The organism is Caldivirga sp. (genome assembly GCF_023256255.1).
Taxonomy (GTDB): Archaea; Thermoproteota; Thermoprotei; order Thermoproteales; family Thermocladiaceae; genus Caldivirga.
On the sequence record NZ_JAGDXD010000014.1, the window covers coordinates 47679 to 64869 of the forward strand.

Annotated in this window: 16 protein-coding genes; 5 read left to right on the forward strand and 11 right to left on the reverse strand. The window is 42.4% G+C overall.

The features are described from left to right. The first annotated feature begins 112 nt into the window (after positions 1–112). From Q0C29_RS02100 to Q0C29_RS02110, 3 genes are all read left to right on the forward strand, one after another. A complete protein-coding gene (locus Q0C29_RS02100; protein WP_291999060.1) occupies positions 113–2620 on the forward strand; it encodes a M1 family aminopeptidase in 2508 nt (835 codons plus the stop codon). Positions 2621–2766: 146 nt separating this feature from the next. Further along, complete coding sequence (locus tag Q0C29_RS02105; protein ID WP_291999006.1) at positions 2767–3138, forward strand: hypothetical protein; 372 nt, start codon at positions 2767–2769, stop codon at positions 3136–3138. Positions 3139–3171: 33 nt separating this feature from the next. After that, positions 3172–3984, forward strand: coding sequence for a geranylgeranylglyceryl/heptaprenylglyceryl phosphate synthase (locus Q0C29_RS02110; protein WP_291999007.1), 813 nt, complete (start codon positions 3172–3174; stop codon positions 3982–3984). Positions 3985–4010: 26 nt separating this feature from the next. On the opposite strand, the gene Q0C29_RS02115 is transcribed toward Q0C29_RS02110, so the two are convergent. The 8 genes from Q0C29_RS02115 to Q0C29_RS02150 form a co-directional block, all read right to left on the reverse strand. Next, the gene (locus Q0C29_RS02115; protein WP_291999008.1) at positions 4011–4778 is read right to left on the reverse strand and encodes a tRNA (adenine-N1)-methyltransferase; all 768 of its coding nucleotides are present in this window, start codon (positions 4776–4778) and stop codon (positions 4011–4013) included. A 32-nt stretch (positions 4779–4810) separates the two neighbouring features. Continuing rightward, entirely contained in the window at positions 4811–6403 is a 1593-nt protein-coding gene (locus Q0C29_RS02120) for an APC family permease (RefSeq protein WP_291999009.1), read from the reverse strand. 297 nt (positions 6404–6700) lie between these two features. After that, positions 6701–6982: a winged helix-turn-helix domain-containing protein gene (locus tag Q0C29_RS02125; protein ID WP_291999010.1), complete on the reverse strand. Its 282-nt coding sequence runs from the start codon at positions 6980–6982 to the stop codon at positions 6701–6703. A gap of 5 nt (positions 6983–6987) precedes the next feature. Next, positions 6988–8181: an ORC1-type DNA replication protein gene (locus Q0C29_RS02130; RefSeq protein WP_291999011.1), complete on the reverse strand. Its 1194-nt coding sequence runs from the start codon at positions 8179–8181 to the stop codon at positions 6988–6990. Positions 8182–8299: 118 nt separating this feature from the next. Continuing rightward, positions 8300–8812 (reverse strand): hypothetical protein, encoded by a 513-nt coding sequence (locus Q0C29_RS02135; protein WP_291999012.1) that lies wholly within the window; start codon positions 8810–8812, stop codon positions 8300–8302. Continuing rightward, positions 8805–9509, reverse strand: a complete 705-nt coding sequence (locus Q0C29_RS02140) for a class I SAM-dependent methyltransferase (protein ID WP_291999013.1) — start codon at positions 9507–9509, stop codon at positions 8805–8807. Before Q0C29_RS02140 ends, Q0C29_RS02135 begins: the two co-directional genes overlap by 8 nt. A gap of 3 nt (positions 9510–9512) precedes the next feature. Continuing rightward, positions 9513–10769, reverse strand: a complete 1257-nt coding sequence (locus Q0C29_RS02145; RefSeq protein WP_291999014.1) for a replication factor C large subunit — start codon at positions 10767–10769, stop codon at positions 9513–9515. Further along, entirely contained in the window at positions 10766–11812 is a 1047-nt protein-coding gene (locus Q0C29_RS02150) for a replication factor C small subunit (RefSeq protein WP_291999015.1), read from the reverse strand. The genes Q0C29_RS02145 and Q0C29_RS02150 overlap by 4 nt, the downstream gene beginning before the upstream one ends. A gap of 381 nt (positions 11813–12193) precedes the next feature. On the opposite strand from Q0C29_RS02150, the gene Q0C29_RS02155 reads away from it, so the two are divergent. Beyond that, positions 12194–13234 carry a four-carbon acid sugar kinase family protein gene (locus tag Q0C29_RS02155; RefSeq protein WP_291999016.1) on the forward strand — a complete coding sequence of 347 codons (1041 nt, stop codon included), beginning with the start codon at positions 12194–12196 and terminating at the stop codon, positions 13232–13234. A gap of 156 nt (positions 13235–13390) precedes the next feature. Then, complete coding sequence (locus tag Q0C29_RS02160) at positions 13391–14428, forward strand: NAD(P)-dependent alcohol dehydrogenase (protein WP_367173602.1); 1038 nt, start codon at positions 13391–13393, stop codon at positions 14426–14428. On the opposite strand, the gene Q0C29_RS02165 is transcribed toward Q0C29_RS02160, so the two are convergent. From Q0C29_RS02165 to Q0C29_RS02175, 3 genes are all read right to left on the reverse strand, one after another. After that, positions 14425–15102: a hypothetical protein gene (locus tag Q0C29_RS02165; protein ID WP_291999018.1), complete on the reverse strand. Its 678-nt coding sequence runs from the start codon at positions 15100–15102 to the stop codon at positions 14425–14427. The genes Q0C29_RS02160 and Q0C29_RS02165 overlap by 4 nt on opposite strands. Before the next feature lie 222 nt (positions 15103–15324). Further along, positions 15325–15906 carry a hypothetical protein gene (locus Q0C29_RS02170; protein WP_291999019.1) on the reverse strand — a complete coding sequence of 194 codons (582 nt, stop codon included), beginning with the start codon at positions 15904–15906 and terminating at the stop codon, positions 15325–15327. Continuing rightward, the gene (locus Q0C29_RS02175; RefSeq protein ID WP_291999020.1) at positions 15903–17189 is read right to left on the reverse strand and encodes a DUF58 domain-containing protein; all 1287 of its coding nucleotides are present in this window, start codon (positions 17187–17189) and stop codon (positions 15903–15905) included. The genes Q0C29_RS02170 and Q0C29_RS02175 overlap by 4 nt, the downstream gene beginning before the upstream one ends. Positions 17190–17191: the final 2 nt, after the last annotated feature.

Below are 17191 nucleotides of genomic sequence, written 5' to 3' on the forward strand. Positions count from 1 at the left end.
CAAGAAAACTTACCTTACTCATAAAGAATAGGGGACTCCTCTTTAAAGTGATGGCGATCCACATGTTTAAGACTATTTATTACTTAAATACACTAACTCAGGGGTTTTAGTGATGTTCGTTAATGGGAAGTACCTTATTGGCAGGGACTTCGCATTCCCAGACTATAAACCAAGGTTCCCTGAATCATACCCATACACGATTAGGCGTTTAATAGCCCAGTTAGAGGTCTTCATTAGTGAAGGTAAGCTTAGGGGTAGGGTTATTTACGAGATTATACCAAGGAGACGACTCAGCTACATTGAGTTAAACGCAGAGGAAATGAATATACTATCCACAAGCCACCAGAGGGATTACGACGGCTCCATATTAAGGCTATACTTCAACCCACCCCTGGAGGCTTCCCAAAACACAATTATTGAGGTTTCTTACGAAACTAAGCCTAGGAAGGGCGCCTACTTCATAAGGCCTGATAAGGAAAAAGGAAACACTGCGCTCATGGTTTGGACTCAGGGTGAAAGTGAAGATAATAGGTATTGGTTACCGCTACCAGATAATCCTAACATAAAATTCCCAACTGAACTAGAGATAACGGTTCCAAGGGGCATGATCGCCATCTCCAATGGTGTGTTAATGGATGTTAGGGATCTCAACGATAAATCTACGTGGCGTTGGGTCTTTGATTACCCGCATTCCCCATACTTAATAGCCTTCGCTGCCGGTGAATTTGAGAAGCTTGAATCAGACTGCAATGGGGTTAAGCTAGAGTATTATTGGCCCAAGGGTAGGTACGGGGACCCACAGGTAACCTTTGCCGCTACCTGTGATGCCGTGAAATTCTTCAGTGAGTACACTGGGGTTAAGTACCCGTATCCTGTTTATAAACAGGTAGCTGTTCATGAATTCATTTACGGTGGTATGGAGAACACTACTGTGACAATACTAACTGATACGACTCTACATACGAGGAGGGAGGAGTGCCCCTATGATGAGTGGCCGTGTAGGGGTAGGGAGGATTTTTCTTCTGATGGTTTGGTTGCTCATGAGTTGGCTCATCAGTGGTTTGGGGATTTGGTTACTACTAGGGATTGGGGTAATATTTGGCTTAATGAGGCTTTCGCAACCTACTTTGATGCATTATACACGCTTCACAGTAGGGGTTTCGATGAATTTGTGTATAGGCTTTACGGTAACCTTAAGTCCTACCTAGATGAGTATAGGCGATACTCAAGGCCAATAGTCACTAACCTATACTCAATACCTGAGGAGATGTTTGATAGGCACACCTACGAGAAGGGATCACTAGTACTACACACGTTAAAGAACATAATAGGAGAAGAAAACTTCAGGAAGGGTATTGAGGATTACTTGAATAAGCATAGGTTCAGTAATGCTGATACTGAGGATTTAAGGAAGGCCATGGAGGAGGCTTACGGTGAAGACTTAACCTGGTTCTTTAAACAATTCGTCTACTCAGCTGGTCATCCAGTTCTTAAGGTTTCCTGGAGTTGGCTCCCTGATGAATCTGCAATTAGGTTAAGTATAAGTCAGGCTCAGGGTGATGACTCATACCCTATCTATAAAATACCACTGGAGGTTAAGATAGTTTACGAGGGTAATAGTGAAGTTAGGTTACTAAACATTGAGGAGAAGGAGCATGTGCTTCACTTGAATGCGCCCAGTAAGCCAAAGTACATTTGCATCGACCCCAAGTTCAAGGTGCTTAAAGTAACACAGTTCGATAAACCACTTGAGGAGGCAATAGGGGAATTAAATGATGAGGACGTAATGTGTAGGATTGAGGCCATTAATGCACTAGCCAAGAACGCAAGCCCAAGGGCTGTTGAAGCCTTGGCTTTAACAGTAGAGAGGGATCCATTCTGGGGTGTTGCAGTTGAGGCTGCTAATGCATTAGGTAGAATAGGTGGTGAATCAGCTAAAGTGGAACTACTTAGGTTACTTAAAAGGGTCACGCATCCGAGGGTTAGGAGAAGCATAATTGATGCCTTAGGTAACTTCAGGGGTGATGCGGAAGTGGCTAAGGTTCTCCTCAACATTGCTAACGATGGTAAGGAATCAGACTACGTTAGGTACGCTGCCCTAGTGAGCCTAGGTAAACTGAGGATTAGGGATTTTGAAAATGAGTTAATTAAAGCCCTTAACTATGGGGGCTTTAACTACGTTATAACGCAGGGTGCATTAAGGGGATTGAGCGAACTAGGTACTGATAATGCATTCAAGGTAGTACTCAGCCACACTGAGCCTAATAAACCAACACTAGTTAGGGCTACTGCGGTAATGGCCCTCGGTAAGTTTATTGATAGAAGGGAGGCAATCGACAGGTTAATTGAACTGGCCAAGGATGAGCAATTCAGGGTTAGGTTCGCTGTTGTTGCGACAGCCGATGAGGTTAAGCACCCGGCATTATTACCTACACTTGATGAATTAGCATCAAGGGATCCTGATGGGAGGATTAGGAGACTTGCTAGGGAAACAGCAAAGAGGATTAGGGACCAACTTGAGAAGGGTGTTGAGTATCAGAGACTTAGGGAGGAGATTGAGCAGATTAGGGAGGAGCATAGGCGCATCATGGAGGAGATTGGTAAATTGGAGAGGAGGTAAGCTACTAAGCCTTAACACGGTTCCTTTTTAAACGATTAATTACCGGCAGTGGATAATTACGGCTGAAGGCCTCGTTCTTTAGGGTAAGGAGCCGGATCGAATTACTTGAGGGAAAGTATTTTAAACTGCTTTATGCTCTTTGAATCATGGGTAAGAGGAGGAAGACCCGTAAATTGCTAGTAAGGCCTAAGAAGAGGCTACCGACCGTGTTTCAATGCCCCTACTGTGGGTCAGTTGCAGTTAACGTTTCCGTGATTAAGAAGGAGAATAAGGTTAAGGTTACATGTGGCGTATGTGGGCTTGAGGCAATATTCGACAGAGTTAATGGCTTATTACCCGTGGATTACTATAATAAGTTCGTTGATAAGTACTTTGCGGGTGAATTAAAGCCTGCTAGGCAGGTGGAGGTTAAAGTTAACACCACTAACACTAACCAACAGAATCAGGGCATAATAGATAGTGATGAAGGCATAGAATACTTAGATGCCCCTGAACCCGACGCAGACATTGAGGAGTAATAACTTAAAACTCCACTGGCTGAAAAATGATTAATGACAGTGTTTGAATCCTTAATGGACAAACTTGCAGAGAAAGGCACCTTACACTTCTCATTACTGGATCCTGATAAAGTAACGGTGGATAAATTCATTGAACTCGCTAAGGGTGCTGAGAAGGCTGGATCCGATGCATTAATGATTGGTGGTAGTTACGGTGTTAATGAGAGTACGCTGGATAATTATATTGACGCCGTTAAGCAGGAGGTTAAATTACCTGTAATACTGTTTCCAGGTAGTGTAGCTGGGTTAAGTAAAAGGGCAGATGCGGTTCTCTTCCTATCAGTATTAAACTCAACCGACCCATACTATATTATTGGGGCCCAAGTACAGGCAGCGGTACTTATGGCTAAACGCTTCAGTAACCTTGAATCAATACCAATGGCATACATAATAGTTGGGGAAGGGGGAGCTGTGGGTTTCGCTAGTTACGCTAAGCCGATACCATTCCACATGGAGGATGTTATAGTGGCATACGCGCTAGCCGCATACTACATGGGCTTCTCAATAGTTTACCTTGAGGCTGGGTCAGGGGCTAGGGAACCGGTGCCATCTAGCGTGGTGGCTAAGGTCAAGAGAGCTGTGAGGAATAAGGTACTTATGGTTGGGGGAGGTATAAGGAGCCCTGAGGCGGCTTACTCAATAGCCTTAGCGGGGGCTGACGTGGTAATAACTGGGACTGTTATTGAGGAATCACCAGCCATAGTGCTCAAGGACATTGTTGATGCTGTCCATAGGGGTGGTCAAAGGAAACTAAACAATAGTGGTGAAAACACTAATAGGCAAGTCAACGTTAAGAGGAATAACTAGTACAACTGTTTAAGCGTAAACGTGTGTTAGGGCTTCTTGGCAACTATTATGAAGCCTGTGTGCGATAGATTCCATGTCTTAGGCCTAACCTCATTAATGGTTGTCTTCCACTCCCTCCAATTAACCTCAATCATCTTAATGTCTATGAAGTTTGAATCAACCATACTCCTAATAACCTTCTCCACCTGGCTAATGGTGGGTACGTAAACTGCTAAATTACCACCATGCTTTAAAGCCTTTATAACAATGGGTATTGCCCTCCATGGATCACCCAGGTCCAGTAAAGCTGAGTCAAAGTATTCCTCAGGTAAGGCTAATTCAACTATATCCCCATTAATGATATCAACAGCATCATTAACCCCCATGGTTCTCAACGTCTTCTTAGCCGCTGCAATATACCTACTATTCCTCTCAATAGATATTAATTGACCTAATGGCTTCAAATGCATAGCCAATAATGATGCTGCATAGCCACTGCCAAGGCCAGCTTCAAGGATTCTACTGCCTGGCCTAACATTAAGCATTATTATTAAGGCTGACGTATCCTTAGGATAGATTGGTTGAGTCACCCTAGGCATCTTAAGCAGTATGTCTGTAATGTCTGGTTTAGTAATATAAAATGTGTGGCCAAGGTTCGTAACTATCCTTGAACCATAAGGCTTACCGAGAATATCATCAAATCTTAAAATACCCCTAACCGTACCAATCACTAGCCCCCTTTTAGCAACAGCAATAACCTTAATCTCATTACTATGCCACAGTAGGACATAGTCACCTTCCTTAACAACATCCATTGTTAACCCATGTTAATCAAACTTTATTAAGTTTAAACACCGCCAAGATCCTTAATGTGGATTTCGAAATTCCTCTGCCTAAGACCAAGCTTAATGCCCAATGGGTAAAACACCGCTAACGCAACAACCACCGTTATAACCGTTGCCCAAGTGTATGGTATTAAGTTTAATGCACCATCCGAGCCGATATAGGTCATTAAGGTTAAGAAGGCTATGAAGCCTATGTACCAAGTAGCCTCAAGCCAACCCTCCTTAACCCTGTACAGTAACCCAAATAGTAACGTGGCTACCGTAATCAACGCAACAGAGTATGGTACGGCAGGCCATCCACTCCAAAACACTATTAACGATGAAACCGCAAAGGCTATGATTGATATCGCCCAACCTCCAGGTACATTAAACTTTGACGCTCCCTGCTTCTTAAGAACCATCATTGCTATGGGATTAGTGGCAAACCCTATGTACCCTGCAACAGTTGTGTAGCTCACTAATGCATATAGTCCTGGAATTGGAGCGAATAGAAATGATATTAAGGCGCCAATTAGACCAAAGGCTATTAAGGCCCAATAGGGAACGTAGTACCTTGGGTGTATTTCACCCATCTTCTGGCTAACCAGCCTTGACCTAGCAACGGCAAGCATTACCCTGGTCCCAGCACCCATGTACACGAAGCCAACCATGAATAATGCAACCACTAGGTATACCATTGGTAGAGCATACATTATGGGGAGGTGATACGCTGATGCCAATATGTAGTAGGGGTTCTTGGCTATGTTAAGTAATGCACCCCAGTCACCCTCCGGTAACCCTAGGGCCCTCCAGTCAGTGCTTAGGACAAATAATGCAGCAAAGGTAATGTAGATTGCAGCCTCCCCAATTACAGTGAATATTAAGCCCCAAATTAGGTTTCGCCTATTCTTAACCTCCTCAGCGAAGTCAGGTATAGTCCTTGACCCACCGAAGGAGAACATGGCTATAGGCATGGCTGCAAAAAGCCCCGTTACACCATAGGGCATGAAACCACCGTAATGCGTCAGGTTCTTTAAGGCATATGGATTAAACTTCAAGGCAACAATGATGAAGATGATCGCCATGGATATGTATAAAACGTACTTAATCCACCCCATGACTCTGCTGGAGGCGGTGAATACCTCTATACCGTAGTAGTTTAAGGGAACCATAAGCAGTATTACTGCAACCGCAATAATTCCCCCCATGAGGGTTAAGTTACCTGTGACTGGGTTAAGAACCTGTGGAAAGAATTCATGAACCACTAGGGCTACGAACACGTATGACTCCAGTGGTGGTATGAAGAGGTACCATATTAAATCCGCCATACCATTTATAAGACTTGTAGCTTGGCCATGACTGTATATTGCGAATCTCGAAGGACCACCAGCCTCAGGAAAGTCCATTGCTATATCAAGGTATGTTAATGCCACGAATATGTAAAGTATTGGTGCAAGTACATAAGCCAATATGCCAGCTGGACCAGCATTAGCAGCGACCTTTTGTGCACCGTAGAATATTGCACCGCCTATTGATCCAGCTATACCGATGAATAATAGGTCGCTTAAACCAAGGTGTTTCTTTAACCTTACTGGGTTTCGATTTTGAGAAGCCATATGAGGGTATTTACATGGGGTTTATAAATGTTTTGATACATTTTTATATTCTTTATTAATACTTTTGGCATTTTTAATAAATAATAATTAACCTATGGGATAGGATGATTATTCCCTACATTATTTATTATTATTTACTTATATGGTAATATTTCTTTACTTAGTATATTTTATATTATTTGGCATAGTTTAATTAAATTGAACAATTAATGGTACAGCCTCTCACGATATGAATAAATGCTACTGTACGCAATACGTAAGGCCAATTATGATGCCTCTTAAAATGAGCGAACTATCCTACTGTTGAATATTCATTAGGTCTTTAAGTGTGTTGGCTAAATTCCTAATGTGCTTATATGCGGGTGTATCTTTGTTTAGTTTAATTATTCTCATTCTACCTATTGTAACTTCTTTAACTATTCCAACCTTCTCAAGGGCCTTAACGTGCTTTAATGTTAATGTGTAGTTTGAGCCTATTATTTTAGCTAACTGAGTTATGTTTAGTTCACCTAACTCATAAAGTGCTAGAATTACCTTAATCCTTACTTTAGATTCCATTATTTCATCAACTAGGTTCATGGCCATCACCTAACAGCCAACTCGTAATCAAGCATCCTTGTTAATTCTTGAGCCAGCACATTGAGGGATTCATAGGGTATTGATATTAGCGTCGTCCTGCCTCTCATACCCTTACCCGATAACCTAGTTTCAATAATCCTCCATGTGCTCTCCATATCCTTTAAGTAATGCCATAATTGACCATGACTGCGCTTAGTCCTTAAGCCATACCTCTCACAGAGCATTATGTACTCTTCCTCAGCTTCACCAAAGGTTATGTATGGTACATCCCTCTTCTTACGTAACGCCTCAACTATGGCTAGTAGGAATAACTTCTCATGAAGATCCATACCCTTTAATTCACCTATGTGTACAGGCAGCGTGTTCTTAATTGCAACCCTAACATGCTCCGGCAATATCCTCCTAGAGCCTTGCTGTTGCGCAGTTAATGCAGCCTTCCACAGTATTTCAATAGCCTGCTTAGCGTTACCCCTACCTCCATCATTATCCCTGGCTCCAGCAACATCACTAATCATCTCGAGGATCTCATCATTGTACGCGTTTTGATGAAGAGCCTCCTGCGCCCTATCCCTAAGGATCTCGTAAATCTGGTCCTTAGTGTATGGTGGGAACTTAATAATGTTCCTACCTAGGGTGCTCCTAGCCCCAGCGTCAAGCTTATCTAACAGAGACTCATCCCTATCAATTAGTATTAATGAGAAGTGGTAATCATGTTCCCCTATGTGCTCATCGTAGAACCTTATTAATATCCCAAGTGAATCAGCGCCACTATTATTAACTATGTGAAATACATCATCAAGCACTATGACTACGTACATGTCATTATCCTTCAAGTAATCGTAAATTATCTCGAGTAGTTCATCTGATGAGAAGCCACGCCTAGGTATACTCATTTTTAATGATTCACCAATATGCCTAACCGCAGAGTGCAGTGTCCTATGGGTCCAGCATGGTACGTAAATGAATCTAACAGTGGATGAGAATGAGGCATACTCCTTAAACTTAAGGCTAGTTATAGTCTTACCGGTACCAGTGCTACCTACAAGTAGGGCTCTAGCGTAGAATGAGCCAGGGGACTTAATGTAATCATTGAAAATCATCTTAAGTGCATTCATCTGCTCCTCTCTATCAACTAGCCTAGGTGGTATGAAATCTGGCGTTAAGGCCGCTGGGTTCCTAATTATGCTTGATTCCCCCACGCGTATATGTGTTCTTTCTGCTTTAAAACTTTAATGCTTATGAAGTAGTAAACTTCTCTAGTACCCTGAAACTTTTAATTTCTTAACACATACCTATATAATAAACGGTTAATTTAATTCATTGCTTTATATTTATAAGCGCATACTCTTTAATTGAGTCAATCTTATCCATAAGAACACCGCATCCCTGCTCCCAACACTCAATTAATAGTAGGCAACCAGGTGACCTAACACCAACATTAATACCCCTTTCCTTAAGCATCCTAGCCAACTTAAGCTCACAGTCCGAGTCACTGACCCCACGACCCCTGGCCCTGCACCTAACCAGTAGTTTTTGGCCACTGCATTGGTTAACTCTACGCAATACCCAGTCCACTAAGTCCCCTAGGTTTAGTTCATTAATGCGTTCAATAAGTGGGATAACCCTAAACAATGCCGTACCTGCGAATGGGCTCTTTAATATAACCCTAGATACTACTATGGGATCAGTTTCAGTCTCTATTATGAGCAAGCCGCTGAATCGTGACCTAGTAACCTTAACATTACCTAACTTAACGGTAAGGTAGTCCTCAAGGTCCTTGGCGATTCTACTATTCCTAGGTCTAGTTGTAGCTAGGATTACATTAATCATGGTTCCACTTCCTCATTACAATTATATTAACTAATCCAAGGGCTTCATCCCTATACTGAACAAGCCTTAAACAACCCTCAGCGGTATTCCTGAACTCATCATTTGGTGGTAATCGTCCATATATGTTATGTATAGTGTAGAAGTATGAAACATACCTTGGCCCAGCAAACACAAGGGCTATTAATGGTACTGCAATAACCGTGTATAACCAGCCTAAGGCACGGTAAACCTTGTTAGTGGGCTTACCAATACTGATACTGGCTAACACTCCCCCATTATTAAGTACCCTGGATATTTCACAGTAAGTCCCCCTCAGGTCATGGACAGCGTGGAGTGAGAAGCCCATTATAACCATGTCGAACACAGAACTTCTAAATGGCATGAGCTCGAAGGAGCCGCACACTTTATCAATGTAGTTAAGGTTCGGCGCTGAATTCAGCATTGGTACTGATTGATCAAGCAACACGACACGCCTCGGCTTAACTCCACTTCTAATCAGTTCAATAGTCATATTGCCTGGGCCTGAACCAGCATCAAGGACGCTAGGCGTATTCCCTAAGTCATTGAGTACTCTAAGGCCTAGGTTAAGGGTCTTCCTTCTCCATTCGTTTAGGAATCCAAGGGTTATTGCCTTACTAGTCCTCTCATATACTGGTATTATCGCGTTGTACGTTTCATACAGTGAATCCTTAACCATAGTTTACTCCTGCCCCTCACTGGCCTCAGGGCTTATAACAAGTTTAATGGATCTCTCAGATACCCCCAGTGATTTGGCGAGCACCTCAATAACTCTGCCATTACTCTCCACTAGTGTCCTGATTAACGGTAGGTAATCCCTTATTATGGTTGCTGTTGATTCATGGAGCTGAACCCTAAGCACATGCATAACATGGTCCCTAGTATCCCTAATCTCCCTAGTCCTAGCCAGTAGCCTAATCTTCTCAGGGAATCTCATACCTCTTATGAAGAATGGTAGTTTAGGCTTATCCCTAACTAAGGCAACTCCCGTTGTCATTAACTCAAGCACATATGGCATTAGTTCCCATTCCTGCCTACTACTCATTATGCCCTTAAGTACGTCAGCCTTAGATAAATTATCGTACGCATCACTCATAGCCACTGGTGATGATGAGTAGGCCACGGCAGCATTCTCAACAAGCCAAAGTAGGAAGCTCTCCCAATCAAAGCTAGGTAACCTAGTTACCCCAGTAGCTGATGCCACAGTATTAGCCTTAAGCACCATGTCAACCATCCTAAACATATCGTATTGATGAGCCCTACTACTCAATAATGAAACCCTATCCCTAGTTACTGGACCCGTTTCAGCAACAGTCTGAAGATCATTTATAGCTGACCTCATATCACCCATTGATGATTCTGCAATAAGCCTTAAGGCATCCTCCTCACACTTAACCTTCTCTGCACTGCATATGCGTTTAAGCATTTCAATGATGTCCCTATTCTTAAGTGGCTTAACTTGAACAACAATGCAAATGTCCCTAAGGGGCCTAAGCTTAGGGTCCCATGGATCATTAGCAGTCATGGCTATTGGAACCTTAGCCTCCTTAACAATGTCAACTATTTCATATATTCCACCCTGGTCAGCCTTCACGTTAATACCGTCAACCTCATCGAAGAGCACTAGCTTACCCCTAAAGCCGAATAATGAACCCTGTGTTAAAGCCTTACCAATAGTCTCCCTAATCCTAGAGGCAGTCCTAACATCACTGGCGTTCATCTCGTATAACTCTAGTCCATAATCATGAGCCAAGGCATGAACCATTGTTGTCTTCCCAGTGCCCGGTGGACCTGAGAGCAGTATTGCCCTCTTCTCCTTTCCGCTTAACCACCTGCTTACCCAATCCTCCATAGTCTTCTTAACCTCCTCCTGGTCAACAACATCCTTAAGGCTCCTTGGCCTATACTTCTCAAACCAAGGTAACCTGCGCGTGCTCATTTACGCGTCCCTTTCCTAGCAGGCTTCTCACTTGGTTTTGCCTCAGGCTCCTTTACAGTCCTTAAGCCATACTTAGAGCCTATGAAAGCCAACTTAGCTATTAATGCCGTTAACTGAATCTCCTCATCACTACCTGTCACAAGTCTATTATCAATATCAGCCACCAGTTCACTAACCTCAACCTTAGCGTCAACAGGCAACTTAAACCTATCATTGATGAGTAACTCATCCTCAATGTACTTAAGTAACTCAACACCGGATACACCGTACGTGTACATTATGTTCCTCAACAATTTACGTGAATCCTCAAACCTACCACTTAACGCGTTCTCAATAAACTCATCAATAACCTTAAACTCAACCCTACCCACAACCCTATACACTGTTTCCCTATCTACTTTTTTGTTTGTTGTGGTTGTTGTTTGTAGTGTGTTTATTGCTTTTCTCATGTCTCCTTGGCTTACTTCCCATATTGCCTCTAGTCCATCCTCAGTTACCTCTACTCCTGCTTCCTTGGCTATTTGCCTTAGCCTCTCTATTACTGCTTCCTTTGGTAGTGGGTTGAATCTGAATATTGCGCATCTTGACTGTATTGGTTCTATTATTCCGCTTATGTAGTTTGCCAGTAGTATGAATCTTGTTGTTGATGCGTACATTTCCATAATCCTCCTTAATGCTTGCTGCGCGTCACTAGTCATGTTATCAGCCTCATCAAGTATAACGAGCTTGAATGGTACTGGGCCGCTTGGCATTGTCCTAGCGAACTCCTTAACCTTCTCCCTAATAACATCAATACCCCTCTCATCACTAGCATTAAGCTCAAGAACACTACCACGCCAAGCCTCACCGTAAAGCTCCCTAGCCAAAGCCAAGGCAGCAGTAGTCTTACCAACACCAGGAGGACCATAGAAGAGTAGGTGAGGCAAATCACCACGCCTAACAAACTCAAGCAAACCAGCCTTAACACCCTCCTGATCAACCAAATCAACAAGCCTAACAGGCCTAAAACGCTCCACCCAAAGCAATTCCTTAAGCTCAGACATTTCACTAATTTCAGTTCCCCTGTATTTAAAACCTTAATCCTTGCACTTTTGATTGTTGTGAATTAAACAAGCCAAGAACCCAACCTCAAGTTAAGGAATATGGGTTTAATAATGCACCCTATGGCTTTCCTTAAGTTAAAATCATCCACTAGCCCCAGTTACTATAATCGTAATTTATTATCTTGTATCCGGTACTTAAGACACGAATTGCCTGTTTAGGACCTTAACTGAAATAAAGCATGAACATTCGTTAACTTACGTAACGCTAATTGATTAAACTGAGCGAGAATGATAATGTGGGAAACGCTACATGAGTATTGTGAGTGATTCATGGAGCTTAATGGTAATAAAGGTTTAAACCTTAACATAAATGCACTAGTGATGGTTAAGTTCCTGGTTATTTCAGATGACTTAACGGGTGCCAATGGAGTTGCCGGTATGATGACTGGTCACTGTAACACCGTAGTGATTAGCTACAAGTCAATTGAGTTAATTCCAAGTGATGCGGATTGCGTCGTTGTTAATACTGAGAGTAGGCTTATTGAGGCAAGTGCTGCTGAGAGCAGGGTTAAGTTAGTTGCTGATTACGCTGAGGCTAAGGGTTTCATTATTGGGAAGAGGATTGATAGTGCATTGAGGGGTAATATTGAAGCTGAGTTAAGGCCATTACTTAAGCGAACTATTGTTGTTACGGATACAATACCTGAGTACGGTAGGTTCACTGAGGGGGGTTACACGATCTTAGGTGATTCCCGGGTAAGCATTATTGAGAAACTTGGCGGCATTAAGGCTAGGGTGATGAGTATTAATGAATTTAGAGTGAGTGCCGGTAACTTAAACGGTGCAGTCATTGTTGATTCAAGAACAGTAGGTGACATTATTGAAATAGCGCAGGTAATACATAATAATGGCTTTACTTCAGTGGATCCAGGGCCATTAAACGCCCAGGTTTCTAGACTCTACGTTAAGGGGAAATTAAGGAAACCTAGTATTAATGAGGTTAAGAGAATATGCTTCATAGTAGGTAGCACGCATGAAAACACTATTAGGCAGATTGAGAAAGCCAGGAGAAGCGGCATTAAGGTCATTAATATTAAGGATTCCAACAGTCTACAAAGCTATGATGAGGTAATTGTAAGCTTCGATTTGATGAAAGATAGGGACTACTTAAATGAGGATTTCGTAAGACAAGTAGCCCAATTTGACGCATTAGTTGTTAGTGGCGGTGAGACCGCGAATTCACTAATTAACACGTCTAAGGCTAATTACCTAGAGTCGATAGGTGAAGTAATGCCTCTTGTTGGCGTAAGCCTGATTAAGGGAGGCTTACTTGATGGTAAGGTTATTATAACTAAGGGAGGCATAATTGGAGGGGAGGACGCTTACTTAAGGATAAGGGACTACTTAAGAACCCTGACTTAAGCATCATTAATATTAATGAACCCTTAACTAGAGTATAATGAACTAACTTAAATCATTAATGAGAATCCCTATAGGTGCTGAATACTACTGAATTACTCACTGGCTATGGTGTAATGCTTTTAAATTTCATTAATAATAGTTAGTATGCCTGATTTTATGCGTGCAATGAGGCTTGTGGAGTTTGGTAAACCTCTTCAACTTCAGGAGGTTCCAATACCTAAGCCTAAGGGTACTGAGGTTTTAATTAAGGTTGAGGGTGCGGGGGTTTGTCATAGTGTTGTCCACTTCGTTGATGGTAGGTTCGGTAAGATTGATGTTAAGGCCCTTGGCTTAAGAATACCAGTAACCCCTGGCCATGAGATTGCTGGTACTGTAACGGCTATTGGGGATAAGGTAGAGGGGGTGAGAGAGGGGGATAAGGTTACTGTTGATCCATGGATAGGGGACGGAACCTGCTACTACTGTAAACTAGGTGAGGAGCAATTATGTGAGCATCCTATTAAAATTGGTGAAAACGTTGATGGTGGCTTCGCTGAGTATGTTTTAATTCCACACTACAAGTACCTTTATAGGTTAAGGAACCTTGATACTGTTAACGCGTCTCCATTACCCTGTGCAGGCTTAACCCCCTACAGGGCCTTAGTTAAGAAGGCTCAGGTTAAGCCGTCTGAGTACGTTGCTGTAATAGGTGCTGGGGGTGGTTTAGGAACTATGGCTGTTCAAATCGCTAAGGCCATGGGCGCCATCGTTATTGGTATTGATGTTAGGGAGGAGGCGCTTAAGGAGATTGAGAAAGCCGGGGCTGATTTCATAATTAACGGTAGAGGCGGCGTCATTGATGATATTAAGAAAATTACAGACGGCAGGGGGGTTAATGTCATAGTTGATACTGTGGGTTCAGGTGAAACCTTAGGTACGTATATTGATGCATTAGATAAGTTAGGTAGGTACATCATCCTTGGTCTATATGGTGGTGACTTAATTTACCATGCACCTTACATTACTCAAAGGGAAATACAAATAATGGGTAGCTTAACAGGTAACCTAAGTGACTTCATGAGTGTTATGAGGCTTGCTGATAGTGGTAAAATTAAGCCTCTTGTTACCAAAGTAATGAAGCTTGAGGAGGCTAATGACGCTCTTGATAATCTTAGGTACGCGAGGGTAACTGCCCGGCAGGTTCTAGTGCCTTAAATCATTACCTTAAGTCCACGTAACATTAAAGATAATCCTATTAATAATAGTACAATGCCTACTATTGGTATTATCCCAAGGGCAATACTGATTGCTATAATTATTGAAGCGTTCCTCACTGTTTTAGCACTGCCAATTAACTTACCCACCTTAATTAATGAGAACGAACACATTAGTATTCCTACGACACCAGCCACCATGGCCATAGCCATTATTATAGACACGTAGACCGGCATAATGACAATGAATGAACCCGTTGGTATACGGTTAATAAGTGATGAAATCGACACTATAGGTTGAAAGATAGGCTGCGTTGCCGTAACCAGAATTGAGTTCAGTACCCATAGTATGTAGGCGGCCACGAGAATGAGAGACCCAATCCTCCCCCACTTCAGATTAATTGCAGCATCCAGTTCACTAAATCCCCTGTAAATAAGAAGTATTACAGGAGTGTACGTTAAGGCTATTATTAATGAAGGCCACATACTTGTGGCAAGTAGAAAAGCAGCATATATCACCATTGTTATGAAGTCTACTGAACCAGCCTTAGCGTATATGCCGGTTAATAATCCTAGCACCACTGAGGCTGATATTATGGCAAGCAAGTCAGGTATAGTTAACGTTATAGCAACTCTAATTGAGTAAAGCATCTTATCTAATTCTGAGTATTGCATTGGGCTTTAGTTTAAAGACTTTTAAAACACTTACGTTAACTAGCTAACTTTACGATTCCAGCAACATGAAGCCAGCACCACTATTTGGCCCCACTGGCTGTATTGAGGAGACTAGAACCCATAATCCATTAAGCTTACTCTACATTGATGGCCTAAGGCATCCAAGATATGAAGCTCAGATCCACTTTAAGGCATTAATCCTCCTTATCAATAGCTTATTGATTAACCCTGCGTTACCCTTACAACGTACCTAAGTAATACGACGTAAATTATAAGAAATATTACAAGGGCCGTCACCGGGTCAATAACGGTAACTGCTACTGAACTAACCAGTAGGTAGACTAGTATTGAGATTGCTAATACAATTAACGACATGCTCATTACGTTCTTAGTGAATTCACTTAACTCACTTTTAACCTCATCCTCACTATAGCCCTTGCCTGTTAATTCACCATACATTCTATTATACATCCTAAGCATCATGGATGCTACTATTGCTAATTCAACAAGTCCAATGGAGTAACCAAGCATTGTTAATCCAATTGGGTTAATGTAAAGTATGTATGTACTGGTTGAGTAAACTAGGTAACCGGATGATAATACTGAAGCTAGTGAGATGAATATCACTGCTATTAATGACTCAGCAAGGGGATTACCCCTCATTACACCCACTACACCAATGACTAGTGATAAGCCCATGAAGATTAGTGAAATAACCCTAGCTACTGAGTCACCGTAAAGGAACACTATCAAATAGGGGATTAGGGGTAGTATTATTGACATGAGGCTTAGTTGAGTCCTCACACGCTCCACCCTATGTTGGATAATACCTTCACTGTAATTGGGCCAATTCCATCGCAAACAGGGTCCCAGGCAAGTATCCTGAATCTACTTGGCATTAACCCATACAGCCTCACCCTATCTAGTGCTAATGCCTTAGCGCACTTAATATCAGGTAAGCTCATCTTCATGATTATGCTATGGGGTATTATATCAAGAAGAATACCGTACGTAGGTAATGACCTTAGGAAACCGCTTAACCAGTTCACATTATCATTATTGACGCTGGTCACCATTATTACTAGGGGCCTTGTCTCATTAACCATAACCCTTAAGGCTGGGTCATTTATGTATGCGGCTGGCTTAGCCTCAATACCCATTAATGCCCTTTGAATCTTATAATAATGCCCCATGCCTGAACTTGGGTAAACCCTACCCATGGTAGTCCATAATCCCACATTATAATTATACCTAAGCAGTAGCCTGGATAAAGATAATATGAGCAGTATACCATACTCAAGTGGATTCTCCTCCCAAGTACCGTAACGCATCCATCTTCCTGAATCGAGAATGAACAGTATTGTCCTTAAACCTTCCCTTTCATACTCATTAACCATTAAGTTACCGTTAGGGGACCTGGCTGTTGCCTTCCAATTAATGAACCTATAGGGGTCGCCTAATACGTATTCCCTAACCGACCTGAATTCAGTGGAGTATGGTCCAAGTCTCGACAATGGGGTCCTGGGGAAGGCCTCCCGTGGCTTAATTATCCCAGTTGCCTTTGTTATTAACTTAACCCTGGGCATTACCTCTACGGATGCTGAGACATCAACATGACCCTCAATGGGTGTTGTTAAACCAAGTAAATCATGGTAAGTGTAATCAAGCACACTTAACTCGTAACGACCCCTCCTAACTGCCCTAAGCCTATACTTAAAGGTCTTCTCCACGTCTCTAAATCCCTTAAAAACTATGTGAACGTTCTTGCCGTCAACTAGCTCGAAGCCCTCAGCCTCAGTACTACCTGGCCTAGGGGGAGCCCTGATCGTAATTATACCGTAGCCTCCAGTTACCTTAACCCTCACGCTTACTTCAACATCCTCATTAACGTAGATTCTCCCTGGACTAACCTCAATTACCGCATTGACCCGTGGCTTATTCTCAATCATTAATGCTAATGCCGCTAACATTAGGGGGAAAGCCACCCCAATTACCATTGGTTTAACTGTTGATAGTAATGCCACTGCGGCAGTGGCCATTGATAAGGTGCTTAGTATTATTATTGTCTTTGAGGATTCCTTAACCATCC

Coding starts and splice junctions, on each gene's coding strand:
- Q0C29_RS02100 (WP_291999060.1), top strand. CDS start 113: ATGTTCGTTAATGGGAAGTACCTTATTGGCAGGGACTTCGCATTCCCA.
- Q0C29_RS02105 (WP_291999006.1), top strand. CDS start 2,767: ATGGGTAAGAGGAGGAAGACCCGTAAATTGCTAGTAAGGCCTAAGAAG.
- Q0C29_RS02110 (WP_291999007.1), top strand. CDS start 3,172: ATGACAGTGTTTGAATCCTTAATGGACAAACTTGCAGAGAAAGGCACC.
- Q0C29_RS02115 (WP_291999008.1), bottom strand. CDS start 4,778: ATGGATGTTGTTAAGGAAGGTGACTATGTCCTACTGTGGCATAGTAAT.
- Q0C29_RS02120 (WP_291999009.1), bottom strand. CDS start 6,403: ATGGCTTCTCAAAATCGAAACCCAGTAAGGTTAAAGAAACACCTTGGT.
- Q0C29_RS02125 (WP_291999010.1), bottom strand. CDS start 6,982: ATGAACCTAGTTGATGAAATAATGGAATCTAAAGTAAGGATTAAGGTA.
- Q0C29_RS02135 (WP_291999012.1), bottom strand. CDS start 8,812: ATGATTAATGTAATCCTAGCTACAACTAGACCTAGGAATAGTAGAATC.
- Q0C29_RS02140 (WP_291999013.1), bottom strand. CDS start 9,509: ATGGTTAAGGATTCACTGTATGAAACGTACAACGCGATAATACCAGTA.
- Q0C29_RS02145 (WP_291999014.1), bottom strand. CDS start 10,769: ATGAGCACGCGCAGGTTACCTTGGTTTGAGAAGTATAGGCCAAGGAGC.
- Q0C29_RS02150 (WP_291999015.1), bottom strand. CDS start 11,812: ATGTCTGAGCTTAAGGAATTGCTTTGGGTGGAGCGTTTTAGGCCTGTT.
- Q0C29_RS02155 (WP_291999016.1), top strand. CDS start 12,194: ATGGTTAAGTTCCTGGTTATTTCAGATGACTTAACGGGTGCCAATGGA.
- Q0C29_RS02160 (WP_367173602.1), top strand. CDS start 13,391: ATGCGTGCAATGAGGCTTGTGGAGTTTGGTAAACCTCTTCAACTTCAG.
- Q0C29_RS02165 (WP_291999018.1), bottom strand. CDS start 15,102: ATGCAATACTCAGAATTAGATAAGATGCTTTACTCAATTAGAGTTGCT.
- Q0C29_RS02175 (WP_291999020.1), bottom strand. CDS start 17,189: ATGGTTAAGGAATCCTCAAAGACAATAATAATACTAAGCACCTTATCA.